The following is a 12,714-nucleotide window of genomic DNA, read 5'->3' as shown; positions in this document are numbered from 1 at the left end:
GCTTCAGGTCGCTGCGATGTCGAGCAATGGATCGCTCCTGCTCGGCTTGCCGGTCTCGACGTGTCCGGCCAGGCGGCGGAGATAGTTGGCTTCCGTATTGCTGGCGGTCACGCTGAGGTCGTACCAGCCCTGGCTGCTGCGTAACAGCCACACTTCACTGATCGCCTGGTTCGGTTCGAGTTCATAGCGACGGCTGCCCTCCCGGGTATAGGCCGGGTTCGGCGTCACCGTCACGCTGCACGGCAGGCGGCCGAGATTGCGGATGTTCAACTGCAGGTTGCCGTTGCGTTGATAGGTGACCGATACCTCGGGCCGCGCCATCTGCGCGGCGAGATGCAGGTTGCCGTGGAACTCGCGGAAGAAGCCGTTGGGGCCGTGCACCTCGAAGGCGTAGCGGCCGTTGGCGTCGAGCAGGTCGTCGAGTTCGTCGTTGAGGGTCCGGCCCAGTTCCTCTCCGCTTTCCTGGACCACCGGATAGCTGGTCACGGTATAGAAGCGCGGATTGCCGACTTCCCGCGGCTGCACCTGGAATACCGCAGCGGAGTGTCCCTGCGGATTGCCCGGCAGGCTCATGCCGTCGTTGCCCAGGGTCAGGCGCAGCTTGCCGGTGGCGATGTCGAGGGCCAGCGTGGCGTGCAACTGGTAGGGCACCGCGAGGGTAGGGCGCTGGCCCTTTTCCTGGCCGGGCAGGCTCTTGGGCTCGTAGGACCAGTACTTGGGGCTGGGCCGGTAGAACTGCTGCCAGTAGGCGTCCTCCTTGCGCGCGTCGCTCTGCGGGACGTTGGTCAGGTCGGGGGCGACCTGGGTATCGCCTGCGCCCTGGAAGTCGAACAGCGAAGTCAGGTCGCCGCAGACGGCACGCCGCCAGGGCGAGATGTTTTCCTCGACGACGCCGAAGCGGCGTTCGAGGAAGCGCAGCACCGAGGTATGGTCGAACACTTCGGCGCTGACCTTGCCGCCCTTCGACCAGGGCGAGATGGCGATCAGCGGGACGCGGTGGCCGAGCCCGATGGGCAGCCCGCTGGATGCCTCGATCTCGCCGGCGGTGCTGACCGTGGAAAGGCCGACGCCATCCTTCCACGGCGGCACCGGGGCGCTGGCGTGGTCATAGAAGCCGTCGCCCTCGTCGTAGTTGAGGATGAACACGGTCCTGGCCCAGACCTCGGGGTTGCTGGTCAGCGCGTCGAGCACCCGGGTCACGTAGTACTCGCCGAACGAGGGGCCCCACCAGGGATGCTCGCAGTAGCAGTAGGGCGCGACGATCCAGGACACCTGCGGCAGCGTGTTCTCCTGCACATCCTTGCGCAACTGATCGACGCCGCGGGCGAGCATGGCGCGCTGCCAGAGGTCCGAATCGCGCGGAGCGTTCTTGAAGTTCCTGAACCAGGCGAGGGCGTTGCAGTCGTAGTTGTTCTGCTCCTGGAGCCGGTATTTCCAGTAGGCGTCGACGTACAGGTACCAGAGTGACGAGGAGCGGTAGCCGCCTTCCTGGTAGACCCGCCAGTCCACGCCAGCGGCGCTTAGCCGCTCGGGATAGGTGGTCCAGTCCACCGTGCCGCTGGTGCCGATGGTGCCGTCGCCCATGTCGTTGCCGATGTGTACGTCCTTGCCGTCGCCGCTGGGGGCGGCGCGTCCGCTCATGTGGTAGAGGCGGTTCGGATTGGTCGGGCCCATCATCGACTGGTGGTAGGCCTCGCACAGGGTGAAGGCGTCGGCCAGGGCGTAGTAGTAGGGAATGTCGCCGCGCTTGAAGTAGCCCATGGCTTCGGGGTACTGCACCGCCATCCACTTGTCGTTGCGGCCCTGGTTCCAGATCGCGTGGAAGGCCGACCATTCATGGTTCTGCGAACTCACCCACTGGGCGCTGGTGACTTTGGTATCCCAGTGATAGGGGGAGAACTCGTACTTGTAGTTCTGGTACCAGACCGGCTTGCCGTCCTGGCGCTTGAGCGCGCGAGGGTCGTTGAAGCCGCGGACGCCGTTGAGGTGGCCGAAGTAGTGATCGAAGCTGCGGTTCTCCTGCATCAGGATGACCACGTGCTGGACGTCCTGGATGGTTCCGGTGCGGATGTCCGGCTCGACGGCCAGGGCGCGCCGGAGCGTCTCCGGGAACAGCCCGGAAAGGCCGGCCAGGGTAGCGGCCTGGGCGCCGTGCTTGAGAAAGGTTCGACGGCGGAATTTCCAGTTTTCGGTCATCGTTTTATTTCCCGGGTGGTTTTTTGATTTCCATCAATCTGCGTACTTCTTGTTTCGAGATGATTAATCGTCTTCGCTGTTTTTCCGGCAGGGAATACAGCGAGTCGATGGTTTCATGGCGATAATTTATCGGTTGATCCCGAAAGCGACTTCGATATGATCTTGAGCGACAACTTGAGAAGTTTTTCGGGATAAAAACAAAGGGCATGGAAATGGAGTTCCATGCCCTTGTCGGCTGAATGAAAGGTCACTTTTTCATGTGTTTTAAATCACATTTTATTTGACGACTTTCATGCGTCATAAAGTTGGCTGGCGAATCTCGCAACCTTGGCTGGAGCCCGCTAGGGAGTGGTGCCGAGCACCTCGAAGGAGCGGGTCGAGCCGCCGATTTCGCTGATCTTCTGGGTCCAGAAGTTCTTCGCGTTGCCATAGTGCCTGATGTAGTAATGGCCGGGCTCGGTCCCTGGCGGAATGGACCAGCTGATAGTCGCTTTCGAGGCAGATATACCCACTCTCTCCCAGTGGTATTGAGTATCCCAGTCATTATCGGTGGCAACGGTCACGGGCGTCTGTTTGCCATCCTTGCCGATATTCACCACTTCCAGGAAAGTCTTCTCGGTGCGCAAGTCATTCTTCGGATGTCCGGTCACGAAAGCGACGGTCACCTTGTCGCCGATGCGATAACTTTCCCTGGGTTGTTGCAACACGTCGCCGAAGGACTTGCCGATATAGGGATCGTCGGCCACTACTCCGGTCTGGAAGTTCATCTGGCAGCAGGACAGGTCCGGCGCTATCGCCGAGGTTTCCACCGGCAGGCGTTCGCGCAGCGCCACTGCCATGTCGACGAACAACTGCTGGTAGGCGGCCTGGGTCCAGGGGCCGTAGAGGGTCGAGCCGCCTTCGTATTCCTGGGCGGCGTATTCCTCGCGGGTGGTGACGTAGCTGGCATAGGCATTCGCGTAGCCATTGAAGACCACATGGCGGATACCGGCCGCTTCGCTGGCCGCCTGCACCGCGCGGCGGATCCGCACCCCGGCCATCACGGTGAACTCGGCGGGGGCGCCGAGCAGTTCCAACTGGCCGATGCGGAACATCTGGATCGGCAGCACCGTCGGCGTCCAGGGGTAGGGTTTCTTGTTGCCGGTGTCGGCGAGGATGGTCTTTTCCGCCTGGCATTGCACCAGTTCCTGCGGCGGCACGCCGGTGAGCAACCCGCCAAGGGCCGAGAGGAACGGATTGTTGCCTTCATCCAGCCCCAGCGGGCCTGGACCGTCTTCGGTGCTACCGGCGGCCAGACTGGTGCCGATGGCCGCGGTGCACAACTGGCGCGGCTGGCCGTCGGTGAACTCCGGGCGGATTGGCAGGCGGGTGAAGTCGACGAAACGGAAGCGCGAATCCAGTTCGCCGAGCACCTCCTCCTGAGCCTGGCCGGCGATCTCGTAGGCCTTGGCGAATTGGCGCAGACCGATCTCGCGGGTGTTGTCGAACTCGTTGTCGAAGGGACCGGAGCCGGGCTTCAGGTTCAGGTTGGGCGACAGGTTGCCGGCATTGGTCTGGGCGAAGGCGGCGACGAAACCGCTCTTGCGGCTGACGTCGTGCTCCCAGTGATAGGAGGCGTAGCCCTTGTTGTCCGGCGAGATCAGATGGTTGGCGTTGGTCATCGAGGTGCTGTGCACCGGGAACCAACTGATCGCGCCGGCCAGCTCGCCGTTGGCGTCGACGAAGCTGAGCACGCTCATCTGCGAGTCGATGCCATCCTCGTAGCCGGCGATGTCCGGATTCTTCAGGTGCGACAGCAGCGAGCGGTTGCGGCTGGCGTTGCGCAGCTCGCCGCTGCCGTAGAACAGGCGGCCGGGCTGCAACCTGGCCTGGGCCCGCTCGATGGAGCGGACGATGCCGTCGACGATGGCGTTGAAGGTCTTTTCCTGGAAGCCGAGCACCGACAGGTTGTACATCGCGTAGTGGGAGAAGCCGCCCGGACCGGAGTGGGTGTGGGTGGCGGCGAGCATCACGTTGTTCTCGTCGTAGACACCGGGGTACTTCGCCTTGAGCCGGGCCAGGACCTTCAGGTGCACGGCCTGGAAGATCATCCCCAGGTCGGTGTTGACGTAGACCAGGCGACGGCCGCTGGCCGCTTCCTCGATCACGAAGGCACGCGCCCACTGGCGCATGTGGATGCCGGCGGTCTTCTGTTCGAGGGAGGAGTAACCCATCATGCCGACTTCGGCGGCTTCGCCGGTGATGTCCGCCTTGCCCAGGCCGAAGCGGTAGGGCAGGTCGTCGGCCGTGGCAGGCATGGAGAGCGCCAGCAGGACGCAGGACAGCAAGAGCGCGGTGAATGCGGAACGTGACATGGCGACCCTCTTCTTGTTTTCCGCCGCTGGGCGGGCTGGGGACGGTGGTCATCGAAAGCGGGCCGGAGCCTGCCTCGCCTGGTTGCCACTGTAGTGCCAGGGTGGCGGCGTCGAGGGGGGGCGTAGCGGACAGGAAGGGGGTGAGCGCCGGCCATCCTGCATGGACGGCAAGGCAGGGGGGTAAAAAAAGGCCGCCTGCGTGGGGAAGCACCGGCGGCCAGTCGGTTCGGCAGCGTCGAGCCGGTCTGCAAGGGCTGGCGCAGGTCTCGGCTGCGGCCTGCGCCGACGCTCCCGAGGGCATTCGTAGTGTGCCCGACGCCGGCTGTCAGGGCGCTGACGCCCGCCTGACAATGCCGACAGCGGACACCGGGCGCATGCTTATTTCACCAGCGCCTTCTCGCCTTCCTCGCGGACCCAGAACAGGGTGGCGCCGGCGACGGCGGCGGGCATCATGACCAGGTTGACCAGCGGGATCAGCAGCGCCAGGTAGGTCATCCCGCCGAAACCCATGCACGCCCAGCGCTTGCTGCGCAGCCAGGCGAGCATCTCGTTCCAGCCGAGCTTGTGGTTGTCCGCCGGATAGTCGATGTACTGCACCGCCATCATCCAGATGCCGAAGAGGATCCACAGCGGCGTGGCGATCAGGTTGACCCCGGGCACGAAGCTCAGCACCAGCAGCACCAGCGCGCGCGGCAGGAAGTAGGCGAGCTTGCGCATCTCGCGACCCATGGTGCGCGGGATCATCGCCAGCAGTTCGGCCCAGCTGAACGGCGGGAAGTCGTCGCGGCCGCGAACCACCACCTCGACCTTTTCCGAGAGGAAGCCGTTGAACGGCGCGGAGATGATATTGGCGACCATGGTGAAGGTGAAGAACACGATCACCAGCACCAGCAGGACGAACAGCGGCCAGACGATGTACTGCAGGAAGCTCAGCCAGTCGGGCAGGCTGGGCATCAGCAGGTCGACCCAGTGGCTGAACTGCTGCATCGCGAAGCCGATCAGCAGGGCGAACACCAGCAGGTTGAGGGTCAGGGGGATCAGCACGAACAGGCGCAGGCCGGGACGCATGATCAGCTTCAGGCCTTCGCCGAGGTATTGCGGGCCGCTCAGGGCTGGCATAGGGAATGGTTCTCCGATGGGATGCGGGCTGAAACCTTAGCAGACTGGCGAAAGCCCGCGACAGAGCCTGTTTGACCGCGCATTTCAGGCTGGCGCCTGGTACAGGCAATAGTGGTTGCGCTGGCGCTTGGCCTGGTACATGGCGCTGTCGGCGGCACGGACCAGTCCTTCGGCATCGCCGGCATGCCGCGGGTAGAGAGCGATGCCGATGCTCGGGGTGACGAAGTCGATGCGTTCGCCATTCAGCGCGATCGGTTGGACCAGCGCCGCCAGCAGGCGTTCTGCGAGGCGCTGCGGATTGTTTTCCTGGCTGTCCTCGAGGAGCACGGCGAATTCGTCGCCGCCCAGGCGGTAGGCCTTGTCCGGCTGCCGCAGGGTGCTGCGTACCCGTTCGGCGACGGTCCTGAGGAGGGCATCGCCGATGTCGTGGCCGAAGCGGTCGTTGACCTCCTTGAAGCGGTCCAGGTCCAGGTACAGCAGCGCCAGTTCGCTTCCGCCGGAGCCGGCGCGAAGCAACGCCTGGCCGAGCTGTTCGTCGAAGGCCTTGCGGTTGCCCAGGCCGGTCAGCGGGTCGCGGTAGGCCATTTCCAGCAATTGCTGCTGGTAGGCGATCTGGTCGCTGACGTCGCGGACGATGCCGCGGTAGCCCCGTAGTTCGCCCTGCAGGTCGTGGATCAGCGAAACCGTGGCCTCGAAGTAGCCGAGGCTGCCGTCGGCGCGCTGCAGGGGGATGGCGAAGGTCTTGCCTGCGCCGCTCTGCATGGCGCGCTGGAAGGGTTGGCGGGCACGCGCCAGGTCGTCTTCGCCGAGCAGTTCGTAGTAGGGATGGCCGATCAGCGTTTCGCGCGTCTGGCCGAGCAGTTGGCAGAGCGCGGGGTTGACGGTGAGGATCACGCCGTCGACGTCCATTTCGAAGTAGCCGTCGCGCATCGACTGGAGGATCGCCCGGTCGCGCGCCTCGCTGTGTTCCAGGCGCTCGAGCATCTGGTTCATCTCGCCCGCCAGTTGTCCCAGCTCGTCGTTGCCGAAGTCGCTCAGGCGTATCGAGTGGGCGTTGCGTCCGACTTCGGCGACCTCCCGGTTGAGCCGTTGGACCCGGCGCAGGACCCACAGCTCCAGGGCCAGGTAGCCGACCAGGAAAGCGCCCAGCGCGACCAGCAGGGAGGCGCCGAGGAAGAAGTTGATGGCCTTCTCGCCCTGGATGTAGAGCAGGCGTTTCTTGGTGATGTCGAAGCGCAGCTGCGGCTCGCCGCTGGAACTCAGGTACTGCACCGAGACCTGCTGGACATGTTCGCCGATGAACCGCCGTGGGCTGAGCAGGGCCTGGTTGTGGGTACTGCCGCTGCGGCTGCGCAGCGGCTTCCAGGTGGCGTCGGTGGCGATGTTGGGCATCGGTTGCAGGTCGGCCTGCATCTGTTCGCGGAGGTTGGCCAGGCGTTCCCGGTCAAGGAAGTAGCCGGCGAGGATCGCGCCCTTCGCCGGCGCGCTACCCTGGTTGTTGCTGATAGGCACGCTGACCAGCAGGGTCGGCAGGTTGTCGACCAGCAGCAGCTCGCTCAGGCTGTGGTCGGTGCGTCCGCGAAAGTCCAGCGCGCCGAGGCGGATGGCGCGTTGCTGCAGTGCCTCGAGCAGGGCCTGGTCGCTCGCCGAGGGGGCGCCGAAGAGCACGCGCTGGTCGGGCGCGGGCGGGGACCACTGCTTCAGTTGCAGGTGACCCCGGTCGTCGAGGAACAGGACGAAGTCGAATCCCAGGTCGTCGAGCATCTCGTGGTCGAGGTTTTCCTGTTCGAAGGTCTCGTTGGGGCGCTGGATGAAGTCGTAGCTGGCATCCCACCAGGCGTAGGTGCGAACGATGTCCAGGTGGCGCTTCAACTCGAAGTCCAGCCGGTTGTGCAGGACGGTGGCGCCCTCTTGCAGGCGTTGCTGGTCCTCTCGGTCGAAACGGCTCAGCAGGATGCTTTCCGACAAGAGCCAGATACCGCCGAGACTGGCGGCCAGCAACGGCAGGAACAGCCAGAGCAGGCGTGTGCGTAGGGGCATGCGGTGAGGACGGGTAATGGGCGACAGCATGAGTCTAGCCGCAGGTTGAGAGCATAGGCTGACTCTATCGTGCGAATTGAAATTCGACATTTCAATGCATCGTCGTGGCTGGGTAACCTGCGCTGCATATTCTTCCGGGAGCCTGGCGTCGCCGGGCGGAACCCAACCTTCTAGGAGCCTCGCGATGAGCGTACTGGTCAACAAGCAAGCCCCCGATTTCACTGCCGCCGCGGTCCTCGGCGACGGTTCCATCGTCGATGCCTTCCAGCTTTCCAGCCTGCGCGGCAAGTACGTCGTACTGTTCTTCTGGCCGCTCGACTTCACTTTCGTCTGCCCCTCGGAAATCATTGCCCACAACAACCGCATGGATAAGTTCCGCGAGCTGGGCGTCGAGGTGGTCGGTGTCTCCATCGACTCGCAGTTCACCCATCACGCCTGGCGCAGCACGCCGGTGGAGAAGGGCGGCATCGGCGCGGTCGAGTTCACCATGGTCGCCGACGTCAAGCACGAGATCACCCGCGCCTACGGCATCGAGCACGAGGACGGCGTGGCCTTGCGTGCTTCGTTCCTGATCGACCGCGCCGGGGTGGTCCAGCACCAGGTGGTGAACAACCTGCCGCTGGGGCGCGAGGTGGACGAGATGGTGCGCCTGGTCGAGGCCCTGCAGTTCACCGAGGAACACGGCGAGGTCTGCCCGGCCGGTTGGCGCAAGGGCCAGAAAGGCATGAAGGCGAGCGCCGAGGGCGTGGCCTCGTACCTGGCCGAGAACGCCGAGGCACTGTGATCCCGCTGCCGGGCGCGAAGTGTGCCCGACCGACCTTTTTCCGGGGCGACCGCTCCTTCCAAGCCTTCCCCATGTGCTTTGGTGGCCCCGTTTTTATTCGCGCCGACGCTGATGTCGGCAGGAGTCCGACGAGATGCCCGATACCCTCCGCCACGCCCGAGTGATCATTCTCGGTTCCGGTCCCGCCGGTTACAGCGCGGCTGTCTACGCCGCGCGCGCCAACCTCAAGCCGCTGCTGATCACCGGCATGCAGGCCGGTGGCCAGTTGACCACCACCACCGAGGTCGACAACTGGCCGGGCGATCCCCACGGCCTGACCGGCCCGGCACTGATGCAGCGGATGCAGGAGCACGCCGAGCGCTTCGAGACCGAGATCGTCTTCGACCACATCCATGCCGTGGACCTGGCCGGCAAGCCGTTCACCCTGCGCGGCGACAATGGCACCTACACCTGCGACGCACTGATCGTCGCCACCGGTGCCAGCGCGCGCTACCTGGGGTTGCCGTCGGAGCAGGCGTTCATGGGCAAGGGCGTGTCGGCCTGCGCCACCTGCGACGGTTTCTTCTACCGCAACCGCGAAGTGGCGGTGATCGGCGGCGGCAATACCGCTGTCGAAGAGGCCCTGTACCTGGCCAACATCGCCAGCCGGGTGACCCTGGTGCATCGTCGCGAGACCTTCCGCGCCGAGAAGATCCTCCAGGACAAGCTGCAGGCGCGGGTCGCCGAAGGCAAGATAGTGCTCAAGCTCAACGCCGAGGTCGATGAGGTGCTTGGCGACACGATGGGCGTCACCGGAGTGCGCCTGAAGAACCGCGATGGTGGCAGCGAGGAGATCGCCGTGGATGGCATGTTCGTCGCCATCGGCCATACTCCCAATACCTCGCTGTTCGAAGGGCAACTGGCCCTGAAGGACGGCTACCTGGTGGTCAACGGCGGGCGCGAAGGCAACGCCACCGCGACCAACGTACCGGGTGTGTTCGCCGCCGGCGACGTGGCCGACCACGTCTACCGCCAGGCGATCACCTCGGCCGGCGCCGGCTGCATGGCCGCGCTGGATGTGGAGCGCTATCTCGATTCGCTCTGATGAGAAGACAGCCCTGAGTGCTGCGTGCAAGGAAGGCCCCGCTTCGGCGGGGCTTTTCTTTGTCCGTTCGGAAAGCCGCGGGCAGTGGGTCGTCCGGTTACGCATCCGCCGACGGCGGACATCGGGGCCGAGCGGCGTACCGGCAGAACACGACTTAAGGACGGCGGACTGCGAATAGAGCAATTGCTCTAGCCGGCCTAGAATCCAGACGCTTCATCCTTCCCACGACAAGACAATAGAAGGAGCGTCATCCATGTTTCTCAGCCCTAGCGCGATCTGCCTGCTCGGCCTGATCGCCTGGACCCTGTTGCTGGTCTTCCTGCTGGTCAGCCAGCGCGGCCTGCTGGTACTCGGCGGGCGGATGGCGGTGAACGCCTTCGCCGCCGATGGCAGCAACACGCCTGGCGGTTTCGGCCAGCGGCTGGTGCGAGTCCATGCCAACTGCGTGGAGAACCTGCCGCTGCTGGCCGGCGCGCTGCTCTACGCGATCGCCAGCGGGCAGAGCAGCCTGACCGACCCGTTGGCGCCACTGGTGCTCGGCGCCCGGCTGTTCCAGTCGCTGATGCACCTGGTCAGCACCTCCGCGCTGTTCGTCTGGCTGCGTTTCGCCGGCTTCTTCGTGCAGTTGCTGGTGCTCGCCTGGTGGCTGCTGCTCCTCGCGGGGCTGGCCTAGCGGCGCCGGCTCAGTCGCCGGCGGCCAGTTGCTCGGCGAATACCTCGCGGTCGACGTTCGCTCCGCTGAGGATCAGGCCTACCTTCAGCCCCTTCAGGCGCTCGCGCTCCTGCCAGGCGGCGGCCAGCGCCGCCACCCCGGCGCCCTCGGCGACGTTGTGGGTGCTGGTGAAGCACAGGCGCATGGCCGCGCCGATCTCCCTGTCGCTGACCCGCACCAGGCGATCGGCGCCGGCCAGGATCATTTCCAGCGCGCTCGGGTCCGGCGTACTGCACGCCATGCCGTCGGCCAGGCGGGTGTCGACCGGGTGGCTGATCGCCGTGCCGGCCTCGAACGACAGGGCGTAGGCCGGCGCATGGGCGGACACCACGCCGACGATGCGGGTCTTCAGGCCCAGCGCGTCGCGCGCGGCGATCAGGCCGCAGATGCCCGAACCCATACCGATCGGCACGTAGACTTCGTCAAGGTCGGCCAGCGCGGCGAACAACTCCAGGCTGTAGCTGGCGACCCCGGCCACCAGCCAGGGATGGAACGCCGGAATCAGGTGCAGGCCTTCGTGCCGGGCGCGCTCGGCGGCGTATTCGCGGGAGGCCTGGAAGTCCTCGCCATGCTCGATCAGCTCCGCGCCGAGGCTGCGCATCGCCGCGTTCTTCTCGCGGCTGTTGCCGTGCGGCACGACGATGATCGGCTGGATGCCGTAGCGGCTCGCCGAGAAGGCCACCGACTGGCCGTGGTTGCCGCGGGTGGCGCTGATCACGCCGGCCGGCCGCTCATCCTGGTGCGCCAGGTGGTGGAAATACACCAGGCCGCCGCGCAGCTTGAAGGCCCCCACCGGCAGGTGGTTCTCGTGCTTCATCCACACTTCGCAACCCAGTGCCTCGCATAGCAGTGGCCAGCGTATCTGCGGCGTCGGCGGCAGGCTCTGGTGGACGATGGCGGCGGCTTGTTGGAGGGAGGCGAGAGAAAAAGGCATGCGTGGTTTCCCCGTGCTGGTGGTCGGACCAGCCTAGGGAGCGCACGGCAGATTGAACAGGCACACGTAGCCAGGGTTTCGCCGGGGGACTGTACCGTTGCGCGGATTCGCCGTCTCGCGGCGGGTGCCTGGCGGCGAAAACGACTGCCGCCCGGAGCGGGCGGCAGTCGAGGGCGTTACAGCAGGGTCCAGGCGTCCTGCCAGGCCATGCCCTTGCCCGGGGCGTAGTAGAGGTCCCAGCCCTTGCACCAGCCGGAGTTCGGGTAGGGCTTGCACTGGTAGCGCTTGCCATCGGCACCGCGCACTACGGTCCCGGCGTCGTATTGCTGCAGGCCTTGCGGATAGTCGAAGTCGACCTTGCCGTCGCCGCCCGGCTGCTCGCCGCCGCCCTCGACCGGCAGTTCGATGTCGACCTGGAAGCGGTAGCCGGCCTGGCGCACGTAGACCTGGTTGTCCTGCGAGCTGGCCACCGGGCTGACCGCCCCGTAGGCATCCAGCACGCCGACGTTGACCAGGGTGGAGTCCTGGTTGACCTTCTGCGCCAGCGCCAGCGGCCATTGCTTGGCACCGTTGTTGCCCTGGGCCAGGGTCAGGCTGTGACGCTGGGCGTCGCGGCCCTGGGCATCGAACAGACGCAGGGTGACGGTAGCACCGGCCGGCAGGTCCTGCTGCGCGCGCAGGTTGCCCAGCGCTTGCCAGGGGTTGGCGACGGCGCCGCTGAAGCTCACGTCGATGCAGGCGTAGAAGGCTTCCGGGCTGTCCGAGCGCTGCCAGACGTTATAGATCACATGCTTGCCGGTCTTGCCCTGGGGCAGCGGGCAGTTCATCCGGTAGGTGCCGTTCTCCAGCTTGACGCTGGTGATCGAGCAGAACGGCGCGGGTTCCAGGTCGCTCCAGGCCAGCGGCTTCTCGGGGTTGTAGCCGTCCTTGGTGATGTAGAAGTCGAAGTAGCGGGTCGCGTGCGGCGCGCTGGCCTTGTAGACGAACTGGAAGTTGCCGCTGGCGTCCGGCGCAATGGCAGTGCTGGGCCAGTCGCTGCGAGCCAGGTTCAGGCCCTTGAACAGTGCCTTGCCGGCGCCGCAGAGCTGGCCGTCGGGGACCACCGCCTGGTGGTTGCCGTTGGCGTTGCCCTGGTTGACGCCATTCCAGTCGTACAGCGCCTGGGTGCCGCCGGCGGCGACGGCGGCCTTGCAGGCGGCCGACTTGGGATTCTCCGGACCTTCGAGGAAGCAGCCGTAGACCCGACTGGGCGGCGTTTCCATCGAGCCGTGGGCATGGGCTGCCTGGGGCAGGAACAGGGCGAGGGTGAGTGGCAGGAGTGCCAGGGTGGCTGAGTAGTGTTTCATGACAAGTCCTTTTTTCCAGAACCGGATTCATTTCGAAGCGGGCTGATCCTAGCCCTCGGTGCCGGTTTGAGGTCCCTACCAAATGTGACGGGCCGGTCAGATTCGCTACCCATTCCTGATGGATGTCGCGGAATGCAAAGCGGTC

Annotated in this window: 9 protein-coding genes; 3 read left to right on the top strand and 6 right to left on the bottom strand. The window is 65.4% G+C overall.

Annotation, left to right across the window (positions count from 1 at the left end):
* Positions 1-3: 3 nt before the first annotated feature.
* The 4 genes from HMPREF2924_RS27920 to HMPREF2924_RS27905 form a co-directional block, all read right to left on the bottom strand.
* Positions 4-2,196: a phosphocholine-specific phospholipase C gene (locus HMPREF2924_RS27920; protein ID WP_003134319.1), complete on the bottom strand. Its 2,193-nt coding sequence runs from the start codon at positions 2,194-2,196 to the stop codon at positions 4-6.
* Positions 2,197-2,537: 341 nt separating this feature from the next.
* Positions 2,538-4,550, bottom strand: coding sequence for a ceramidase CerN (cerN, locus tag HMPREF2924_RS27915; protein WP_023094885.1), 2,013 nt, complete (start codon positions 4,548-4,550; stop codon positions 2,538-2,540).
* A 378-nt stretch (positions 4,551-4,928) separates the two neighbouring features.
* On the bottom strand, positions 4,929-5,669 hold the full coding sequence (cysZ, locus tag HMPREF2924_RS27910; RefSeq protein ID WP_003085838.1) for a sulfate transporter CysZ: 741 nt from the start codon (positions 5,667-5,669) through the stop codon (positions 4,929-4,931).
* A gap of 84 nt (positions 5,670-5,753) precedes the next feature.
* Positions 5,754-7,709: a sensor domain-containing diguanylate cyclase gene (locus HMPREF2924_RS27905; protein ID WP_023980572.1), complete on the bottom strand. Its 1,956-nt coding sequence runs from the start codon at positions 7,707-7,709 to the stop codon at positions 5,754-5,756.
* A gap of 184 nt (positions 7,710-7,893) precedes the next feature.
* Between HMPREF2924_RS27905 and HMPREF2924_RS27900 the strand changes: the two genes are divergently transcribed.
* The 3 genes from HMPREF2924_RS27900 (at position 7,894) to HMPREF2924_RS27890 (ending at position 10,250) form a co-directional block, all read left to right on the top strand.
* Positions 7,894-8,493 (top strand): peroxiredoxin, encoded by a 600-nt coding sequence (locus HMPREF2924_RS27900; RefSeq protein ID WP_003085842.1) that lies wholly within the window; start codon positions 7,894-7,896, stop codon positions 8,491-8,493.
* 133 nt (positions 8,494-8,626) lie between these two features.
* Positions 8,627-9,577, top strand: coding sequence for a thioredoxin-disulfide reductase (gene trxB / locus HMPREF2924_RS27895; protein ID WP_003134313.1), 951 nt, complete (start codon positions 8,627-8,629; stop codon positions 9,575-9,577).
* A 253-nt stretch (positions 9,578-9,830) separates the two neighbouring features.
* A complete protein-coding gene (locus HMPREF2924_RS27890) occupies positions 9,831-10,250 on the top strand; it encodes an MAPEG family protein (protein ID WP_003085846.1) in 420 nt (139 codons plus the stop codon).
* A 10-nt stretch (positions 10,251-10,260) separates the two neighbouring features.
* Here HMPREF2924_RS27890 and HMPREF2924_RS27885 read toward each other — a convergent pair whose 3' ends face one another.
* Positions 10,261-11,223, bottom strand: a complete 963-nt coding sequence (locus tag HMPREF2924_RS27885) for a threonine dehydratase (RefSeq protein ID WP_003134311.1) — start codon at positions 11,221-11,223, stop codon at positions 10,261-10,263.
* 176 nt (positions 11,224-11,399) lie between these two features.
* Entirely contained in the window at positions 11,400-12,569 is a 1,170-nt protein-coding gene (gene cbpD, locus HMPREF2924_RS27880; protein WP_003109418.1) for a chitin-binding protein CbpD, read from the bottom strand.
* Positions 12,570-12,714: the final 145 nt, after the last annotated feature.

This window comes from Pseudomonas sp. HMSC063H08, from assembly GCF_001813645.1.
GTDB classification, from domain to species: Bacteria; Pseudomonadota; Gammaproteobacteria; order Pseudomonadales; family Pseudomonadaceae; genus Pseudomonas; species Pseudomonas aeruginosa.
This window is presented reverse-complemented; position numbering and strand designations above follow the sequence as displayed.

Bases quoted from the DNA above. Each gene is read 5' to 3' on its own strand.
- trxB (WP_003134313.1), top strand. From the start codon at position 8,627: ATGCCCGATACCCTCCGCCACGCCCGAGTGATCATTCTCGGTTCCGGT.
- cysZ (WP_003085838.1), bottom strand. From the start codon at position 5,669: ATGCCAGCCCTGAGCGGCCCGCAATACCTCGGCGAAGGCCTGAAGCTG.
- HMPREF2924_RS27885 (WP_003134311.1), bottom strand. From the start codon at position 11,223: ATGCCTTTTTCTCTCGCCTCCCTCCAACAAGCCGCCGCCATCGTCCAC.
- HMPREF2924_RS27920 (WP_003134319.1), bottom strand. From the start codon at position 2,196: ATGACCGAAAACTGGAAATTCCGCCGTCGAACCTTTCTCAAGCACGGC.
- HMPREF2924_RS27905 (WP_023980572.1), bottom strand. From the start codon at position 7,709: ATGCCCCTACGCACACGCCTGCTCTGGCTGTTCCTGCCGTTGCTGGCC.
- HMPREF2924_RS27890 (WP_003085846.1), top strand. From the start codon at position 9,831: ATGTTTCTCAGCCCTAGCGCGATCTGCCTGCTCGGCCTGATCGCCTGG.
- cbpD (WP_003109418.1), bottom strand. From the start codon at position 12,569: ATGAAACACTACTCAGCCACCCTGGCACTCCTGCCACTCACCCTCGCC.
- HMPREF2924_RS27900 (WP_003085842.1), top strand. From the start codon at position 7,894: ATGAGCGTACTGGTCAACAAGCAAGCCCCCGATTTCACTGCCGCCGCG.
- cerN (WP_023094885.1), bottom strand. From the start codon at position 4,550: ATGTCACGTTCCGCATTCACCGCGCTCTTGCTGTCCTGCGTCCTGCTG.